This window comes from Oceanicola sp. 502str15 (assembly GCF_024105635.1).
In the GTDB taxonomy this organism is placed as follows: domain Bacteria; phylum Pseudomonadota; class Alphaproteobacteria; order Rhodobacterales; family Rhodobacteraceae; genus Vannielia.
On sequence record NZ_WYDQ01000001.1, the window covers coordinates 2,789,866 to 2,805,191 of the forward strand.

21 protein-coding genes are annotated in these 15,326 nt (G+C 65.9%); 5 read left to right on the top strand and 16 right to left on the bottom strand.

The features are described 5' to 3' along the window. Positions 1-58: 58 nt before the first annotated feature. Positions 59-1,126, top strand: coding sequence for a Hint domain-containing protein (locus tag GTH22_RS13600; RefSeq protein ID WP_252945959.1), 1,068 nt, complete (start codon positions 59-61; stop codon positions 1,124-1,126). 9 nt (positions 1,127-1,135) lie between these two features. On the opposite strand, the gene GTH22_RS13605 is transcribed toward GTH22_RS13600, so the two are convergent. From GTH22_RS13605 to GTH22_RS13620, 4 genes are read right to left on the bottom strand one after another with little or no spacing between them, the layout of a single operon-like run. Continuing rightward, positions 1,136-2,140 (bottom strand): OmpA family protein, encoded by a 1,005-nt coding sequence (locus GTH22_RS13605; protein ID WP_252945961.1) that lies wholly within the window; start codon positions 2,138-2,140, stop codon positions 1,136-1,138. Then, positions 2,137-2,709, bottom strand: coding sequence for a peroxidase-related enzyme (locus GTH22_RS13610; protein WP_256471585.1), 573 nt, complete (start codon positions 2,707-2,709; stop codon positions 2,137-2,139). The genes GTH22_RS13605 and GTH22_RS13610 overlap by 4 nt, the downstream gene beginning before the upstream one ends. Before the next feature lie 14 nt (positions 2,710-2,723). After that, positions 2,724-3,455, bottom strand: a complete 732-nt coding sequence (locus GTH22_RS13615; protein ID WP_252945963.1) for an N-acetyltransferase — start codon at positions 3,453-3,455, stop codon at positions 2,724-2,726. Further along, entirely contained in the window at positions 3,452-4,174 is a 723-nt protein-coding gene (locus tag GTH22_RS13620) for a molybdopterin-binding protein (RefSeq protein WP_252945965.1), read from the bottom strand. The genes GTH22_RS13615 and GTH22_RS13620 overlap by 4 nt, the downstream gene beginning before the upstream one ends. A gap of 45 nt (positions 4,175-4,219) precedes the next feature. On the opposite strand from GTH22_RS13620, the gene sfsA reads away from it, so the two are divergent. Beyond that, the gene (gene sfsA / locus GTH22_RS13625; RefSeq protein ID WP_252945967.1) at positions 4,220-4,924 is read left to right on the top strand and encodes a DNA/RNA nuclease SfsA; all 705 of its coding nucleotides are present in this window, start codon (positions 4,220-4,222) and stop codon (positions 4,922-4,924) included. 107 nt (positions 4,925-5,031) lie between these two features. Here sfsA and GTH22_RS13630 read toward each other — a convergent pair whose 3' ends face one another. From GTH22_RS13630 to GTH22_RS13640, 3 genes are all read right to left on the bottom strand, one after another. After that, on the bottom strand, positions 5,032-5,610 hold the full coding sequence (locus GTH22_RS13630; RefSeq protein WP_252945969.1) for a hypothetical protein: 579 nt from the start codon (positions 5,608-5,610) through the stop codon (positions 5,032-5,034). 64 nt (positions 5,611-5,674) lie between these two features. Beyond that, entirely contained in the window at positions 5,675-5,857 is a 183-nt protein-coding gene (locus GTH22_RS13635) for a hypothetical protein (protein WP_252945971.1), read from the bottom strand. 293 nt (positions 5,858-6,150) lie between these two features. Then, positions 6,151-7,008 carry a mechanosensitive ion channel family protein gene (locus tag GTH22_RS13640; RefSeq protein ID WP_252945973.1) on the bottom strand — a complete coding sequence of 286 codons (858 nt, stop codon included), beginning with the start codon at positions 7,006-7,008 and terminating at the stop codon, positions 6,151-6,153. 190 nt (positions 7,009-7,198) lie between these two features. Between GTH22_RS13640 and map the strand changes: the two genes are divergently transcribed. Beyond that, on the top strand, positions 7,199-8,017 hold the full coding sequence (gene map, locus GTH22_RS13645) for a type I methionyl aminopeptidase (RefSeq protein ID WP_252947644.1): 819 nt from the start codon (positions 7,199-7,201) through the stop codon (positions 8,015-8,017). A gap of 6 nt (positions 8,018-8,023) precedes the next feature. Here the strand turns inward: map and GTH22_RS13650 are convergent, their stop codons facing one another. From GTH22_RS13650 to GTH22_RS13665, 4 genes are read right to left on the bottom strand one after another with little or no spacing between them, the layout of a single operon-like run. After that, entirely contained in the window at positions 8,024-8,428 is a 405-nt protein-coding gene (locus GTH22_RS13650) for a hypothetical protein (protein WP_252945975.1), read from the bottom strand. Further along, positions 8,421-9,077, bottom strand: coding sequence for an HAD family phosphatase (locus GTH22_RS13655; RefSeq protein ID WP_252945977.1), 657 nt, complete (start codon positions 9,075-9,077; stop codon positions 8,421-8,423). Before GTH22_RS13655 ends, GTH22_RS13650 begins: the two co-directional genes overlap by 8 nt. Next, on the bottom strand, positions 9,074-9,625 hold the full coding sequence (gene rsmD / locus GTH22_RS13660) for a 16S rRNA (guanine(966)-N(2))-methyltransferase RsmD (RefSeq protein WP_252945986.1): 552 nt from the start codon (positions 9,623-9,625) through the stop codon (positions 9,074-9,076). The genes GTH22_RS13655 and rsmD overlap by 4 nt, the downstream gene beginning before the upstream one ends. Before the next feature lie 7 nt (positions 9,626-9,632). Continuing rightward, positions 9,633-10,838 carry an NAD(P)/FAD-dependent oxidoreductase gene (locus GTH22_RS13665; protein ID WP_252945988.1) on the bottom strand — a complete coding sequence of 402 codons (1,206 nt, stop codon included), beginning with the start codon at positions 10,836-10,838 and terminating at the stop codon, positions 9,633-9,635. An 85-nt stretch (positions 10,839-10,923) separates the two neighbouring features. Between GTH22_RS13665 and GTH22_RS13670 the strand changes: the two genes are divergently transcribed. Together GTH22_RS13670 and GTH22_RS13675 are read left to right on the top strand one after the other, a co-directional pair. Next, on the top strand, positions 10,924-11,412 hold the full coding sequence (locus GTH22_RS13670; protein ID WP_252945991.1) for a peroxiredoxin: 489 nt from the start codon (positions 10,924-10,926) through the stop codon (positions 11,410-11,412). 168 nt (positions 11,413-11,580) lie between these two features. Beyond that, positions 11,581-12,009: a VOC family protein gene (locus tag GTH22_RS13675; RefSeq protein WP_252945993.1), complete on the top strand. Its 429-nt coding sequence runs from the start codon at positions 11,581-11,583 to the stop codon at positions 12,007-12,009. A gap of 54 nt (positions 12,010-12,063) precedes the next feature. On the opposite strand, the gene GTH22_RS13680 is transcribed toward GTH22_RS13675, so the two are convergent. From GTH22_RS13680 to GTH22_RS13700, 5 genes are all read right to left on the bottom strand, one after another. Beyond that, positions 12,064-12,381: a hypothetical protein gene (locus GTH22_RS13680; RefSeq protein WP_252945995.1), complete on the bottom strand. Its 318-nt coding sequence runs from the start codon at positions 12,379-12,381 to the stop codon at positions 12,064-12,066. Between the two features lie 209 nt (positions 12,382-12,590). Next, positions 12,591-12,848: a 4a-hydroxytetrahydrobiopterin dehydratase gene (locus GTH22_RS13685; protein WP_252945997.1), complete on the bottom strand. Its 258-nt coding sequence runs from the start codon at positions 12,846-12,848 to the stop codon at positions 12,591-12,593. Continuing rightward, positions 12,845-14,026: a GNAT family N-acetyltransferase gene (locus GTH22_RS13690; protein ID WP_252945998.1), complete on the bottom strand. Its 1,182-nt coding sequence runs from the start codon at positions 14,024-14,026 to the stop codon at positions 12,845-12,847. Before GTH22_RS13690 ends, GTH22_RS13685 begins: the two co-directional genes overlap by 4 nt. Positions 14,027-14,059: 33 nt before the next feature. Next, on the bottom strand, positions 14,060-14,815 hold the full coding sequence (locus GTH22_RS13695) for a glycerophosphodiester phosphodiesterase family protein (RefSeq protein WP_252946000.1): 756 nt from the start codon (positions 14,813-14,815) through the stop codon (positions 14,060-14,062). Continuing rightward, positions 14,812-15,276, bottom strand: coding sequence for a RidA family protein (locus tag GTH22_RS13700; RefSeq protein WP_252946002.1), 465 nt, complete (start codon positions 15,274-15,276; stop codon positions 14,812-14,814). Before GTH22_RS13700 ends, GTH22_RS13695 begins: the two co-directional genes overlap by 4 nt. Positions 15,277-15,326 lie beyond the last annotated feature (50 nt).

Below are 15,326 nucleotides of genomic sequence, written 5' to 3' on the forward strand. Positions count from 1 at the left end.
AGGAGAGCAGACAAATTCGTCTCAAAAAGAACGCGACAGTCTCGCGTCAGGGCGCATCATGGCAGGCGAAGCCTATCTCCTTTCCGGCGACCAGATCGCCACGTTCAGCACGGTGCACACCAGCTATCCGGGCGGCGTGGCCACGGTCCGTCTGAACGGCATCAAGACCCTCGGCGACGCCGACAGCCGGTTCTTTCTGGTGCGCGACCAGGGCACCGGCGACACCGTGACCAACGGCCAGTTCTTCTCGATCTATCGCGCCGTCGATGATGGCACCGGCAACCTCGTGCCCGGCGGTACCCCTGTCGTCAGCTCCAACTACGTCACCCCCGATGCCTACGGCGGCACCGCCGCCGGCGACGATTACCTGATGGCCGGCCTCTTCGGCGGCCCGCGCTTCGTCATCGACATCAACGGCATCCCCAAAGGCGGCACCTATACCGCCGTGCAGGGGCAGGACGTGGGCGGGGGCAACATGGACGGCGAGTTCAACCTCTCCGACCTCGCCGCCGCCAACCCCGACGGCACCATCTGCTTTGCCTCCGGCACCCCGATCGAAACGCCCCGCGGCGCCGTGCCGGTCGAGCGGCTGCGGCTGGGCGATCTCGTCTGCACCGTCGATGACGGCCCCCGACCGATCCGCTGGATCGGCTGCACCCGCGTCGAGCTGACCGCCGACACGCCCGGCCTCGCCCCCATCGAGATCGCCGCCAACGCCTTCGGCCCCGGCCTGCCCGCATTGCCGGTCGTCGTCTCCCCCGCGCACCGCCTGCTGATGGCCAATGCCCGGGCGCAGTTGCTGCTCGGCGAAGAAGAGGTGCTGGTGCCCGCCGCCGCGCTGGTCAACGGCACCACGGTCCGCCGCCTCACCGGGCGCCGCTCCGTCACCTATTGGCACCTGATGTTCGATCACCACCAGATCGTCAGCAGCGCCGGCCTGCCGTCCGAAAGCTTCCACCCCGGCGCCTACGCGCTCGACACCCTGTCGCGCTCGACCCGCGCCGAGCTGCTCGCGCTCTTTCCCGAACTCGCCGAAGAGGGCCCGCAGGCCTATGGCGCCACCGCACGCACCATCGTGCGCGGCTACGAAGCCTCGCTGCTGAGCCAGCCGCCCCTCGCCGCCTGAGCGGGCAATCTATTCGGTAGAAGACAGAATGGCCTCGACCCGCCGGTTGGCCTCACGGCCCTGTTCGGTCAGGTTCGAGGTGATCGGCGACAGAAAGCCCACGCCCTCCGCCTTGATCTGGCCGCCGGGCACACCCAGCGCCGTCAACCGGGCCTCCACCGCGCCCGCCCGCTTCTTCGACAGGGCAATATTGCCCGCCAGCGAGCCCTCGGCATCGGTATGGCCGACCAGCACCACCGAGCGCTCGGGGTGGGTCTTCAGGTAGCCCGCCAGCAGGTCGAGCGAGCTATAGTCGCCATCCTCCAGCCGCGAGGAGCCGGTCGGAAAGTCGAGATCCTGCAACACGGCACGGCCATGAATTTCGAGCTGCTGGGTCAGCGGCATTTCGGTGGTGCTCGGCGTCGAGAACGCCAGCGCAGGGCCGGCGAGGTCATCCTCGTCGCCCGCGTCCACGAGGCTCGCGGTCAGATCGGGGTTCTTGGTCGAGGCCACCAGCAGGTCGGCCTCCGCCTCTTCGGGGCCCACGCGGGTGATCTGCACAAAACCGCGCCCGGCGCTCCGGCTCACCAGAAAGGCCACGTATTCCGGCTTTTCCTCTCCCATCCGATGGGCCGCCATGAAGCGGTAGTCGCCAAGGTCCACATGCATGTCGGGCTCGGGCAGGTTCTCGGTCGCATACCTAAAGTCGAAACCACCGCACTCCCGCGCCTCGCATTCGAAGATCACGTCAAAGCCCGCCGACTCCACCTGCTCGCGCAGCGGCGCCAGCAGTTGCAGCGTGGTCATGCCGCGGGTCTGCACCTGCCACGCCTGCTGGCGCACCTGCCCCTCGGCCCAGACACTCTGCAGGTCGCCATTGCGAAACGGGCTGATCGGCATCCGGTAGCTGCCGAAGGTCTCCACCTGCTCCGCCGTCTGGCGGGCACCGGCCGGAAACTCCAGCTTCAGGGCATCGGCAACGCTGGCGGCGGGAGCCAGAAGCGTTGCGGCCAGGAGGGCCACACGAAGACTCATCGGTTCTGGCCGTGATACTCCGGGTTCGGTTTCATTTCCGTTGCCGTGGCCACGCGATTGGTCATGTTGAAGAAGCCGACCACCGAGGCGATATCCCAGATGTCCCGGTCGCTCCAACCGACGGCGCGCAGCGCGGCACGGTCTTCATCATCCACCTTTGCGCAGGATTCTGTCAATTTTGCAGCGAAATCCAGCATCGCCCGCTGCTTTTCCGGCAGCTCCGCCACGCGGTAGTTCATCACCAGCATCTCGCCCAGCGCCGGGTCGCCGCTCAGCGCCCGCACGGCCTGTCCGTGGGCGACGAGGCAGTAGAAGCAATGGTTGATCGAAGAGACGACCACGGCGATCATCTCGCGTTCCAGCTTGGTCACGCCGCTGTCGGCCAGCATCAGGTCGTTGTAGAGCGCTGTGAAGGCATTGAGCTTGTCGATGTCGAAGGCATGGGCCTTCAGCACATTGGGCACGAGTCCCAGCTTCTCTTCGCAGATGTCGAAATACTTTTGGGTCGCTTCGGGGAGCGGGTCGACCATGGGAAGGTCGAGCGCCGTCACACTCTCTTTCTCTGCCAATGCTCTGCCTCTCATCAGGCCTCTTGCCGGGCCTGCGCCTGACGATACAGGTAAGTGCCCACCAAATCCATTTCTAACCTCTCATACAACGCATTTGCCGCCCCATTCTGTTGCGTGACGAGAACTGTCATCCAGCGGGCCCCATGCTCTTGTGCCCAAAGCGCCGCGCCACGCATCATGTTGACGGCAACACCTTGCCGACGCATCACCGCGCGCACCTCCAACGCGTGCAACATGGCGATGTTCCGGTGAATCGCGACAAAGCCGGCGCCGGCAGGCGTGTCGTTCGAGCGGCCCAGCAGCGCCGTCTTCGGCCCTGCGGCGCGCTCCATCACCGCCACCCGCTCCGGCCCGATGCCGCCCTCCTCCCACATCTCGCGCTGAATGGTCAGCGGCGGGAAGTCCACGGCAAAGACCCGCACTCTCGGGGGCTTTTCGGCGCAGAGCCGTTCGATCGGGGCAAGGCGGATGTTGGTCGGGTCCTTCACTCCGTAGCCCGCCGCCGCCAGCCGCGCGTCGAGCCGGGTCTGGTCGCCCCGCAGTCGCACCAGCGCGGGCTGGCCCAGCCCCGCCTGCGCGGCCTCCATCTCGGCCAGCGCGGCCTCCTCGTCATCGGTCGTGGCCGAAGAGACCCGGCTGCCCCCGCCGCCGCCTTCCCGCACCTCCCAGGCCCCGGCCCGCACCGTGCGGATGGCGGGCCATGTGGCATCAAGCGCGGCAAAGAGGGCGTCGAGGCCGGGGGTCATGTGCCGAACAGATCCACCAGCCGGACCATCGCCGCATTCACCCGCCCCGCATCCTGCCCGCGCACCACGATGTTGGTGCCGTAGGCCCCGTCCTGCTGAAACGGGTAGGAGCCAAACGACAGGTCATGAAACTCCGCCGCCAGCGCACCCAACGGATCGGCCACCACGCCTTCGCCGCGCATCACCCGCAGGCTCTGGCTCAGCAGCGGCGCACCGCCCTCCAGCGTGGCCAGCACACCGGCCACCATCGCCTCGAAGACATTGGGCACCCCGGCCATCACATGCACGTTCTCGATGGTGAATCCGGGCGCAATGCTCACCGGGTTCTCGATCAGCCGCGCGCCCTCGGGCACCCGCGCCATACGCTTGCGGGCCTCGGTAAACTCGATGCCCCGCGCCGCGTAGTGATCGCCCAGCAGCTTCAGCGCATCCTTGCGCTGCGGCGCGGTGGTGCCAAAGGCCGCGGCCACCGCCTCGGCGGTGATGTCGTCATGGGTCGGCCCGATGCCGCCGGAGGTGAACACATGGTCGAAATGCAGCGCCAACGCCTGCACCGCGCTCACGATCGCCGCCCGCTCGTCGCTGACAACCCGCACCTCCCGCAGTTCGATGCCGCGTTTGGTCAACTCCCCGGCCAGATGGTGCATGTTGCTGTCACGGGTGCGGCCAGAGAGTATCTCGTCGCCAATCACCAGCATCGCGGCGGTCGGGTTATTCATGGGTCGTTCCTTGAGCCTTCCTGCCTGCCGGTATAGGCCCGCCCCATGCGCTTCGCCACCCCTCTCGTCCCGGCCCGCCTGCTGCGCCGCTACAAGCGTTTCCTCGCGGATGTGGTGCTGGAGGATGGCCGCGAAGTGGTGGCCCATTGCCCCAACCCCGGCGCCATGACCGGGCTGGCCGAGCCGGGCACCCGGATCTGGCTCGAGCCCAACGACGATCCGAAGAAAAAGCTGAAATACGGCTGGCGGCTGGTCGAGCACGAGAGCGGCGATTTCACAGGCATCGACACCGCCCTGCCCAACCGCGCGCTCGCCGAGGCGCTGCGGGCAGGCCGCGTGCCCGGCCTCACCGGCTACGCCGACATCCGCGCCGAAGTGCCCTATGGCGAGAAAAGCCGCGTCGATTTCCTGCTCACCGGCCCCGGAACCGGACCCGCCTGCTACCTCGAGATCAAGAGCGTCACCCTCATGCGCCAGCCGGGCCTCGCCGAGTTCCCCGATACCGTCACCGCCCGCGGCGCCCGCCACATGGCCGACCTCGCCGCCATGGCCGCGCAGGGCCACCGCGCCGTGGTGCTCTTCCTCGTCCAGCGCACCGACGCCACCCGCGTCGCCGTCGCCTCCGATATCGACCCGGCCTATGCGCAGGCCTTCGAGGCCGCCCGCGCCGCCGGGGTCGAGGCCATGGCGCTCTCTTGCAGCATAACGCCCGAGGCGATCACCCCGGGCGCAGCGCTTCCGCTGCTCTGAACTGCTCTTCGGCCCGTCCGGTCCTCATCGCGTCTGCGAGGAGGGGCCGAAAGACCCCGAGGAGCTGCCCGCTTATTCGGCAGCGATATCGTACTTGCCGTAGCCGCTCAGAGGTGGCCATTTTTTCTTGCTTGAAGCATGTCGTGACGGCAGATAAAATTTACCAACCCTTCGTCTAGTCCGCACTCAAACGCGATCTGTTCGAAAGTCTTTCCCAGTCCAAGATATCGTTCGGCAGAGTAGCTTGGAAGGATTACCTCAGCCGCCGCTAGGATCGCTTTGTTGTCGGCTGCTACCGCAGCAGGATATGGTGTCGCCGCCGCAACATGTGCGGCCACCAAGTCTTTGGCCGCAGCGGGTGTGCCGACGCGGGTGTGGCCCGGTGACCAACAATGCATCAGCTCCTTAACGATGGCAAATTCTCGCCAGTGCCCGTCCAGCCCTTCGTCTACAAACACAAGACCAATGTTCGTTCCGTCTGATTCGAGGCGAAAGAACATCCCACTGAATGGCTTCGGAATTTTTACGTCTTCATAAAGGTAGATCTTTGATATGCCGTTTTTCGGGCAGTCTAAAGCAGCTTGCCATACTTCATTATACTTCATGGCGAAGCCGGGCGACCGGCCAGCTCTGGCCGCCCGGAGTTCATGTATGTGCTCAGAAAGCTCTACGAAAGATTCAAACATACCACTGCTGATTGTTGCCGATCAGCAGCAGACATACTACATCTACCAGTAGAGTCTAGAGATTTTACGCGATGGCTGGCCCGCTGGTTGGCTCGCCTGCCTCTCTTACGGCACCAGCAAGCGCTTCATCCAAGTCGTCAACGTCATGGCCGTTCGGGTCAAGCTGAAGCTTGTTAACCAGAAACCGAACATCAACAATCTCGCAACCAGGGTGCCGGTCGCGGATGGCAGCGAATAGCTTATCCATATTAGCACTCCTTAGGTTAGGTTTCGCTATGTGACTCACATAGACGGTCTAGACCAACTTTTCCAGTCTCATTGTGTTGATAAGTTGACGCATCGGTGCCAACAAACAGTTTATGTATCGTCCTCTGGTACCTTCATACGCCGTTGCACTACTGTAACACAACGCATTGCTCGCTCAAAGCGTTCCTCGGCCTCGGCGGGGCTTAGTTCGCCAGCGTCGATCACACTCTGAGCTCTATCCTGAAACCTTCGAAAGATGCGGGAATCCGGGATGGGTACGTCAAGTATAGCTGCCTATTCGGCGGCCACCGTGTAGATCGTCCGGCAGGGGAACGGAATCTCGATGTCGGCGGCGTCCAGCGCCTCCTTCACCTTCCGCGTCATGTCCGCCTTGTAGGCAAAGAACTCCGAGGCATCGACCCAGACCCGCACGAGGAAATCCACCGAGCTGTCGCCAAGGTTCGTCACCTGAAAGAACGGCTCCGGCTCGGTCTTGCTGCGCGGATCGGCCATGATCGTGTCGCGGATCACCTGCTCCGCCTGCGCAAGGTTCACCCCGTAGCCCACGCCAAAAGTCCACTCCGCCCGGCGGGTCTTGTTGGTCGAGTAATTCTTGATGACATTGCCCCAGACATCGCTGTTGGGCACGATCACCTGCACGTTGGAGAGGTCGGCAACCTCGGTGGTGTTCAGGCTGATATCCTTCACCGTCCCCATCTGCCCGTTGATCTCCACGAAATCCCCCAGCTTGAAGGGCCGGAACACGATAATCATCACGCCCCCCGCCACGTTCGAAAGCGTGCCCTGCAACGCAAGGCCCACCGCCAGACCGGCGGCACCGATGGCGGCGATGATCGAGGTGGTCTGCACCCCGAAGGTGTTGAGAATGATCAGAAAGCTGAAGCCGAGCACGATCCAGCGCACGATGTTTCCGAGGAAGTGAAACAGCGTGTCGTCGAGCTTGGCGTTGCGCTCCGAGATCGCCATGATCCGCCGCTTCACCCAGCCGCCGACAATGTAGCCCGCAATCAGGATCAGCAGCGCCGTCACCACGCTGCCCAGAACCGAGGCCATGAAGCCGATGGTCAAAAAGTCGCCCAGCACCTTGTCGGTGCCCACCGGCGTCGTCAGTAGGTTGTTCAGAAATTCCATGCCTGTCTGTCCCGTCTTTCCCTGGCGTCACATCTCTTTCGGGGCGCTCAAGGCACCCTCTTCACGATCTCTCAACGCCGGCATGTCAAAAAACGTTCCCGGCAGGAACCCTTTGCGCCCAGTCCCGACCTAGCGTTTCGCGGCCAAAGCGCCTATTTGAGGAAAGAAACACCAAGAGACGATGAGAATGATGGACGAAACCCGTGAACGGCTGACACGTGATGGAATTCGCATTTACAGCGAGGCCGACTTCGCCGGAATGCATGCCGCCGGCAAGCTGGCCGCCGAAATCCTCGATGCCTGCGCCCCCCTGGTCGTGCCCGGCGCCACCACCGCCGCAATCGACGCCGAGATCGAGCGGCGCGTGAACGAGGCCGGGGCCAAATCCGCCACCATCGGCTACAAGGGCTACAAGCACGCCTCCTGCATCTCGGTGAACCACGTGGTCTGCCACGGCATCCCGGGCGAGAAGGTGCTGAAGGACGGCGACATTCTCAACATCGACGTGACCGTGATCGTCGATGGCTGGTATGGCGATACCTCGCGGATGTATGTCGCCGGCAAGCTGCCCCGCAAGGCCGAGCGGCTGATCGAGGTCACCCATGATGCGCTGATGCGCGGGATCGAGGCCGCGCGGCCCGGCCAGACCTTCGGCGACATCGGCCACGCCATTCAAAGCTACGTCGAAAGCCACCGCATGTCGGTGGTGCGCGATTTTTGCGGCCACGGGCTGGGTCGGGTGTTCCACGCGCCCCCCAACGTGCTGCACTATGGCCGCCCGGGAACGGGGCCGATGCTCGAAGAGGGCATGTTCTTCACCATCGAGCCGATGGTGAACCTCGGGCGCCCCGAAACCAAGGTTCTGTCCGATGACTGGACAGCGGTGACCCGCGACAAGTCGCTCTCCGCGCAGTTCGAGCATTCGGTCGGCATCACCGCCGACGGGGCAGAGATCTTCACCCTCTCGCCCGCCGGCCTGTTTCACCCGACCTACGGCAGCGAAAGCTGAGGCCGATCAGCCCGCGTCGTCCGGCGGGCCCCCGGCCTTCCGGACGGCCTTGTATCCTTCCGGTTCCACCGGAAAGCGCCCGTCGATCCGCCACACCCGCTCACGGTCGGGCCGCCCCATCGAAAACATCGGCTCCGCAACCACCCCGCCAAACCGCGCCTCGTGAATGTAAACAGGCCGCCCCGAGATAACCGCGATCACGCCGCCGCACTCGCGCACCGCCTCGTTCGGCTCGTCCTCGAACCGCCAGCCAAACCCACCATAGGCATGCGTGTTGCCCGTCACGATCCGCCGCCCGTTGCCATCGCAGGCAGACTTCAGGCAATCGCGGCAAAAGTACCATGGATAGCGCAGAAACATCTTCTGCGCCGCGCCGCATCCGGGGCAGGAGTGGTTCGGGTCGTCAGCCAAGCCCCAGCCCTTCCAGCCCGGCCCGCAGCTCCGCCATCGAGCGCACCAGCGGCACGCCCAGCGCCTCCATCTTGGCGCCGTTGCCGTGCTCCACATAGCCGAAAAACCGCATCCCCGCGGCCTCTGCCGCCGCCGCGCCCACCGGGCTGTCATCCACCATCACGCAGGCCCCGGGCGCCACGCCCGCCGCCTCCGCCGCCTTCAGCAGCAGCCCCGGCTCGGGCTTGGCGGTGCCGTGGTCATGCGCCGAAAACAGCCGGGACCCGAGCCGCGCAAACAGCCCCGATGCGCCAAGCGAACCCTGCATCTTGCGCATCGGCCCGTTGGAGGCCACCGCCACCTGCGCACCCTGCGCCTCGATCCAGTCGAGCAGCTCCGCCACGCCCGCGCTCACCGGCACGCCCTCGTCCATCCGGTCGAAAACCTTGAGGTAGAGCGCATCGCACCACCCCTCCGGCAGCGCCGCGCCCGCCTCGCGCAAACGGCGCTCCACGTCCACCAGCGTGCCGCCCACGAACCGGTCGTGGAAGTCTTCGGCCTCGACGACAAAGCCATGCCCCGCAAGGTCTTCCACCGCCAGCTCGGCCAGCGGCCCCTCGCTGTCCACCAACACGCCGTCGCAGTCGAAGATCACAAGTTCCGGGGTCATGGGCGCTCCATCAGGGTTATATGGGTGTCGCCATAGGCCCTGTGGCCCTCCAGCGCAAACCCCTCCGGCGGCTCCATCGGCGCGGATTCCTCCCAGACGATCAGCGCGCCCGGCGCGATCCATCCACCCTCCACGGCGCTGGCCAGCGCCCTCTGGCCCAAGCCCTTGCCATAGGGCGGATCGAGGAAGATCAGGTCAAACCCCGCGCCCCGGTTCTCGCCCAGCCGGGTGGCATCGCGGCGATAGAGCTTCACCTCGCCCATCGCCCGCAGCTTCTCCACGTTCTCGCGGATCAGCGCCCGCGCCTTGTGCCCGTCGTCCACGGCGGTCACATGCACAGCACCGCGCGACAATGCCTCCAACCCCAGCGCCCCGGTCCCGGCGAAGAGGTCGAGCACCCGCGCGCCCTCCACCCCGCCCCGGCTCGCCAGCACGTTGAACAGCGCCTCCCGCACACGGTCCGACGTGGGCCGCAAATGCGCCCCCGCATCGCCCTTGCCCAGCGCCGCCAGCGCCGTGCCGCGAAACTTGCCGCCCACTATCCGCATCGGATGCTCACGCCTTCAGCAGCGCCTTCAGCTCGGTCCCCGGGTCGGCCACCGCCGCCTTGTCGGGGCTCTTGCCGCCCTCGATCAGGCGCTTGCCCACCATGTAGGCCCGGCTGTCGTTCATCGCATCGACCGCCAGCAGCTTGCCCTCGCCGTAATACCAGAAGCTCACCGCCCCGCCCTCGCCGTCCCGGGTGACGATCTCGTCGTATCCGGTGTTCAGCCCGGCGATCTGCAACTTGGTGTCATACTGGTCGCTCCAGAACCACGGCTTGGCCACATAGGGCGTCTCAGCGCCCAGCATGTTGGCCGCCACCACCTCCGCCTGGTCAATCGCATTGCCGACCGACTCCAGCCGGATCCGCCCCTCGCCATGCGGGAAGGAGGCACAATCGCCGGCGGCAAAGATCGACGGGTCAGAGGTGCGCCCCTGCGCGTCGGTCTTGATCCCGTTGTCCAGCATCAGCCCGCCCAGCTCCGCAATCTGGGTGCAGGGCGCAATGCCCACGCCCACGATCACCACATCCGCCGCCAGCTCCTCGCCATCGGTCAGCAGCGCACCGCTCACCCGGCCCTCGCCGATGAGCTTCTCCAGCCCAATTCCCTCGCGGATATCAACGCCATGATCCTCGTGCAGCGCGCGGAAGTAATCCGAGGTCTGCGGCGCCGCGACCCGTTGCAGGATCCGGTCGGCCATCTCCACCAGCGTCACATCCAGCCCCAGCTTGGCGCAAACCGCCGCCGCCTCCAGCCCGATGTAGCCACCGCCGATGATCAGCGCCTTCTTGCCCGCGCCCAGCTCCGGCTGCATCCGGTCGATATCGGCCAGGGTCCGCACGGTGAACACGCCCTCAAGGTCTCCGCCAATCGCCGCCGGCAGGCGGCGCGGCGTGCTGCCCGTGGTCAGCGCCAGCAGGTCATATCCCAGCCGCTCCTCACCCAGATGCAACTCTTTGTGCTCCCGGTCGATCCCGGTCACCGCCGCGCCCAGCTTCAGCGTGATGTTCTGCTCGCGGTAAAACTCCTCCGAGCGCAGGTAGAGCCGCTCAAGCTCCATGTCGCCCAGCAGGTAGGCCTTGCTCAGCGGCGGGCGCTGATAGGGCACCACCGGCTCCTCCCCCACCAGCGTCACCCCGCCGTCAAATCCCAGTGCCCGCAGCTTGCTCACCAGCGACGATCCCGCCTGCCCCGCGCCGACCACAACAATTTCCATGCCCGTCCTCCCTTGCCTTTCGGTGCCTTTGCGGCATCTGATGAACCGAACGCTGGGGACAGCAAATAGATAAAGGGACAAGATCATGCAAATCTCGGTAGGCGACACCCTCCCATCGGCAACTTTCGTTCGTATGGGCGCCCAAGGCCCGGAAGAGATCGCGCTGAAAGACATCACCACCGGCAAGAAGGTCATCATCTTCGGCCTGCCCGGCGCCTACACCGGCACCTGCTCCACCAAGCACGTGCCGAGCTACATCGAAAACATGGACATGCTGAAAGAGAAAGGCGTGGCCGAGGTCATCTGCGTCTCGGTGAACGACCCCTTCGTGATGGACGCCTGGGGCAAGGACACCGGCGCAACCGATGCCGGAATCCACATGCTGGCCGACCCGCAGAGCACCTTCACCAAGGAGATCGGCATGAGCTTCTCCGCCCCGCCCGCCGGCCTCATCGACCGCTCGCAGCGCTACGCCATGGTGGTGCATGACAACGTCGTCACCACCTTCAACCTAGAAGGCGGCCCCGGCGAATGCTCGGTTTCCGCAGCCCCGGCGCTCTTCGACGAGCTCTGAGCGCCGGTTGACAGGCCCCACCCCACCGCCTACCCCTGACCCCGTTCAAAACAGGTTAGGCGGTGGAAGGTTGGCCCCGCCCTCGCATCGCGCGGGTCCTTCCGCCGGGCAACCGGCGGCCCCGAACTATCCAGGCGCCCGCATCCCGTGGGCGCCGATAGCAGGGGCATGACCATGCAACCACATATCACCGTTCTCACCCTCGCCGTGGCCGATCTCGAGGCCGCCGTCACCTTCTACCGCGACGGGCTCGGCCTGCCGACCGAGGGCATCATCGGCACCGAGTTCGAACACGGCGCCGTCGCCTTCTTCCAGCTCTCCGGCGGCCTGCGCCTCGCGCTCTGGGCGCAGGACGATCTCGCCCACGACACCGGCCTGCCGAAAACGCCGATCAGCTCCACCGCCGTCAGCATCGGCCACAACGTCATGACCCGCGCCGAGGTCGATACCCTCATGGCCGCCGCCGCCCGCGCCGGGGCCGATGTGGTGAAACAGCCCGAAGATACCTTCTACGGCGGCTACGGCGGCTACTTCCGCGACCCCGACGGCCACCTCTGGGAGATCGTCTGGAACCCCGAGATGCTGCCCGAGGTCTGACGTGAACCCGCAGGGTGCGCATCCACGGCGCACCCTGCCTTCAAGGCGCAGGCATCACGTCCAGGCAATCGCCGTGCCCAGCAGCACCAGCCCAATGCCGACCCCTTCGCGCAGCGTATATCGCTCCTCGAAATGCAGCAGAGACGCCACGCCCAGAAGCACCACCTCCGCCCCGAGAATGCCCACGTAGATCAGCCCCAACCGCTCGCGCTGCAAGGCAAAGGCCTCGAACATCCCCGCCACCAGCAGCGCCGCCCCGATCCCGAGCGCCACCCAGAGGCTCGGCACCGAGGCCCAGCTCTTCATGGCGAACATGGCGATGCAGTAGAAAACCGCGGAAACGAGGGCCAGCAGGGCAACGGAATGCGACATGAAAATGCTCCGGACGTTAAAGCCCCAGCCTGCCAGCCCCGCGCGCATCCCCGTAGCCGCACCTGCCATTATTCACGAAATTTTCCGCCGCGCCCGCGCCCCGTCATCCTCGGGCTCGACCCGAGGATCTCCCGGCCAACGAGATCCCCGGGTCAAGCCCGAGGATCACGCCCGCAGGCGTCCGTAGGGTGGGTGAAACCCACCACCCGCTACCCCGCCAACTTCTCCATCACCGACGCCAGCTTCAAATCCTTCTCCGTCAGCGCCTTTTCCGAATGCGTCGTCAGCCGCACATCCACCCGGTTCCACGAATTCGACCAATCCGGGTGATGGTCCGCCTTCTCGGCCGCCAGCGCCACCCGCGCCATCCAGCCGAAGGCCTCCGAGAAGTTGCGGAACTTGAAGCTCTTCGCAATCACCTCGCCCTCCTTCTCCCAGCCCGCCGCCAGCAATTCCTCAAGGGTCAATCCTGCTCCTCCCGATGCTCGCGCCGGAACGGCCCATACCCCGTCAGCACTTCAATCTCGTAATCCACCGCCCGCGCTTCCTCCTCCAGAAAATCCGCAATCGCCCGCCGGAAGCCCTCGTCGGCCACCCAATGCAGCGAGTGCGTCTCTTTCGGCAGATAGCCCCGCGCCAGCTTGTGCTCGCCCTGCGCCCCGGCCTCCACCCGGGCCAGCCCGCGCGCAATCGCCTCCTCGATGGCCACGTAGTAGCACAGCTCGAAATGCAGGCAGGGGTGGTGCTCGGTGCAGCCCCAATAGCGCCCGAACAGCGCATCGCGGCCAATGAAGTTCAGCGCCCCGGCCACCCACTCGCCATCGCGCTCGGCCAGCACCAGCAGCACATCATCGCGCAGCCCGGCCTGCACCTCGTCAAAGAACGCCCGCGTCAGATAGGGCGAGCCCCATTTCCGCGCGCCGGTATCCTGGTAAAACCGCCAGAAAGCATCCCAATGCTCCGGCTCGATCTGCTCGCCCGTAAGCCGCACAATCCGCCCGCCAAACCCCTGCGCGCGCTCCCGCTCCTTGCGGATATTCTTGCGCTTGCGACTGCTCAGATCTGCCAGAAACCCGTCAAAATCCGCATAGCCCCGGTTCTCCCAATGAAACTGCTGCCCCCGCCGGTGCATCAGCCCCATCTCCACCCCCGCCTCGGCCTCTTCCTCGGTGCAAAACGTGGCATGAACCCCCGAAAGCCCGGCCTTCGCCGCCACCTGCACCGCGCCCTGCACCAGCGCGCTCATCCCGATCCGCTCCCAGCCCGGCTTCACCAGAAACCGCCGCCCCGGCACCGGCGTGAACGGCGCGGCAATTTGCAGTTTCGGATAATATTCGCCCCCCGCCCGCTCGAAGGCATGGGCCCAGGAATGGTCGAACACATATTCGCCCTGGCTGTGGTACTTGGCATACATCGGCGCGGCGGCGATCAGCTCCTCGCCCGCCCGCGCCAGCATATAGGTCGGCTGCCAGCCCGAGCGTCCGCCCACCGATCCGCTGTCTTCCAGCGCCTTCAGAAACCGATAGGTGGTAAACGGGTCTTCGGCCCGCCCGCCGCCCGGCACGGCGCAGGCGTCCCAATCCTCGGGCGTCACCGCGCCGAGGCTGTCGACCGTCTCAATCGTGATTTGTGCCGCGCCGTCCATGCCCTGCCAAACTTGGCCCGTGCCATCGCGGCGTCAAGCGGCCGCGTAGCCCTCGAAGGTCACATTGGCGGCAATCTTCCGCGCCGCCGCCTCTTCCGCTGCGCTGCGGATCGTCCAGCACAGAATTTCGGCACCCTGCGCCTTCAGCTCCGCCACCCGTGCATCGCCCAGCGCGCCGTGGCGGTGGCTGATGAAACAAGCGCCCACAGAGCCGTAATCCGGGATGCCGCGCAGCTCCGCCCGCCGCGCCTCGGGAATGGTCTCCCAATCCTCGGGCCGGTAATCATCCGTCACCAGCCCGCGCGGCACATCCGGAAGCGCCTCGGCCATCGCGGCCATGGAATGCGGGTTGAAGCTCATCAGCGCCACATCGCCCCGATAGCCTTTCAGCACCTCCGCCGTGGCCCGCTCCAGCCGGCCCACGTTCGGGCCCAGCGCGCCATCCTGATCCTTGATCTCGATGAGCAGCGGCACCCGGCCCTCCACCAGCGCCAGCACCTCCGCCAGCGTCGGAATGCCCTCGCCGCCCCCGGTGAGCATGATCTGCCCCAGCTCCTCGGCGCTGCGCTGCGCCACCGGACCGGTCTCGCCGGTCAGGCGGCTGAGGGCATAGTCATGAAACACCATCGGCACGCCATCCTTCGACGGCTGCAAATCCAGCTCGATCCCGTATCCCGTCTCGATCGCCGCCGCAAAGGCGGCGCGGCTGTTTTCGGCCCGGCCCGCCGCGCGGTCATGGTAGCCCCGATGGGCGATGGGCCGGGTGAGGAAGGCGGCAGGCAGGCTCATTTCAGCTTGAAGATCCCTTCGATCTCCACCGCCACCCCAAAGGGCAGCGAGGCCGCGCTGACCGCCGAGCGCGCATGCCGCCCCGCATCGCCCAGCGCCTCGACCAGAAAGTCGCTGGCCCCGTTCACCACCTTCGGCTGATCGCCGAAGTCAGCCGTCGAGTTCACGAAGCCGGTCAGCTTCACCACCCGCTCCAGCTTGTCGAGATCGCCGCCACAGGCCGCCTTCACCTGCGCCAGCAGGCCAATCGCACAAAGCTTCGCCGCCGCAGCGCCCGCCGGGGCATCCATGTCGTCGCCCAGCTTGCCCTTCACCATGCCATCCGCATCCATCGAGATCTGGCCGCTGACATAGAGCAGGCCGCCCGCCTCCACATAGGGCACGTAATTGGCCGCCGGGGCGCTGGCATCGGGCAGGGTGACGCCAAGTTCTGCAAGGCGGGTCTCATAAGTTCCGGGCATGGGCAAATCTCCTTTTCGCGCGGACCATGGCCCCGCCCCTCTCCGCGGTC

Excerpts from the sequence above, each read along its gene's own strand:
- GTH22_RS13600 (WP_252945959.1), top strand. The coding sequence starts at position 59 with ATGGCAGGCGAAGCCTATCTCCTTTCCGGCGACCAGATCGCCACGTTC.
- GTH22_RS13605 (WP_252945961.1), bottom strand. The coding sequence starts at position 2,140 with ATGAGTCTTCGTGTGGCCCTCCTGGCCGCAACGCTTCTGGCTCCCGCC.
- GTH22_RS13615 (WP_252945963.1), bottom strand. The coding sequence starts at position 3,455 with ATGACCCCCGGCCTCGACGCCCTCTTTGCCGCGCTTGATGCCACATGG.
- GTH22_RS13620 (WP_252945965.1), bottom strand. The coding sequence starts at position 4,174 with ATGAATAACCCGACCGCCGCGATGCTGGTGATTGGCGACGAGATACTC.
- sfsA (WP_252945967.1), top strand. The coding sequence starts at position 4,220 with ATGCGCTTCGCCACCCCTCTCGTCCCGGCCCGCCTGCTGCGCCGCTAC.
- GTH22_RS13630 (WP_252945969.1), bottom strand. The coding sequence starts at position 5,610 with ATGTTTGAATCTTTCGTAGAGCTTTCTGAGCACATACATGAACTCCGG.
- GTH22_RS13635 (WP_252945971.1), bottom strand. The coding sequence starts at position 5,857 with ATGGATAAGCTATTCGCTGCCATCCGCGACCGGCACCCTGGTTGCGAG.
- GTH22_RS13640 (WP_252945973.1), bottom strand. The coding sequence starts at position 7,008 with ATGGAATTTCTGAACAACCTACTGACGACGCCGGTGGGCACCGACAAG.
- map (WP_252947644.1), top strand. The coding sequence starts at position 7,199 with ATGGACGAAACCCGTGAACGGCTGACACGTGATGGAATTCGCATTTAC.
- GTH22_RS13655 (WP_252945977.1), bottom strand. The coding sequence starts at position 9,077 with ATGACCCCGGAACTTGTGATCTTCGACTGCGACGGCGTGTTGGTGGAC.
- rsmD (WP_252945986.1), bottom strand. The coding sequence starts at position 9,625 with ATGCGGATAGTGGGCGGCAAGTTTCGCGGCACGGCGCTGGCGGCGCTG.
- GTH22_RS13665 (WP_252945988.1), bottom strand. The coding sequence starts at position 10,838 with ATGGAAATTGTTGTGGTCGGCGCGGGGCAGGCGGGATCGTCGCTGGTG.
- GTH22_RS13670 (WP_252945991.1), top strand. The coding sequence starts at position 10,924 with ATGCAAATCTCGGTAGGCGACACCCTCCCATCGGCAACTTTCGTTCGT.
- GTH22_RS13675 (WP_252945993.1), top strand. The coding sequence starts at position 11,581 with ATGACCATGCAACCACATATCACCGTTCTCACCCTCGCCGTGGCCGAT.
- GTH22_RS13680 (WP_252945995.1), bottom strand. The coding sequence starts at position 12,381 with ATGTCGCATTCCGTTGCCCTGCTGGCCCTCGTTTCCGCGGTTTTCTAC.
- GTH22_RS13690 (WP_252945998.1), bottom strand. The coding sequence starts at position 14,026 with ATGGACGGCGCGGCACAAATCACGATTGAGACGGTCGACAGCCTCGGC.
- GTH22_RS13695 (WP_252946000.1), bottom strand. The coding sequence starts at position 14,815 with ATGAGCCTGCCTGCCGCCTTCCTCACCCGGCCCATCGCCCATCGGGGC.
- GTH22_RS13700 (WP_252946002.1), bottom strand. The coding sequence starts at position 15,276 with ATGCCCGGAACTTATGAGACCCGCCTTGCAGAACTTGGCGTCACCCTG.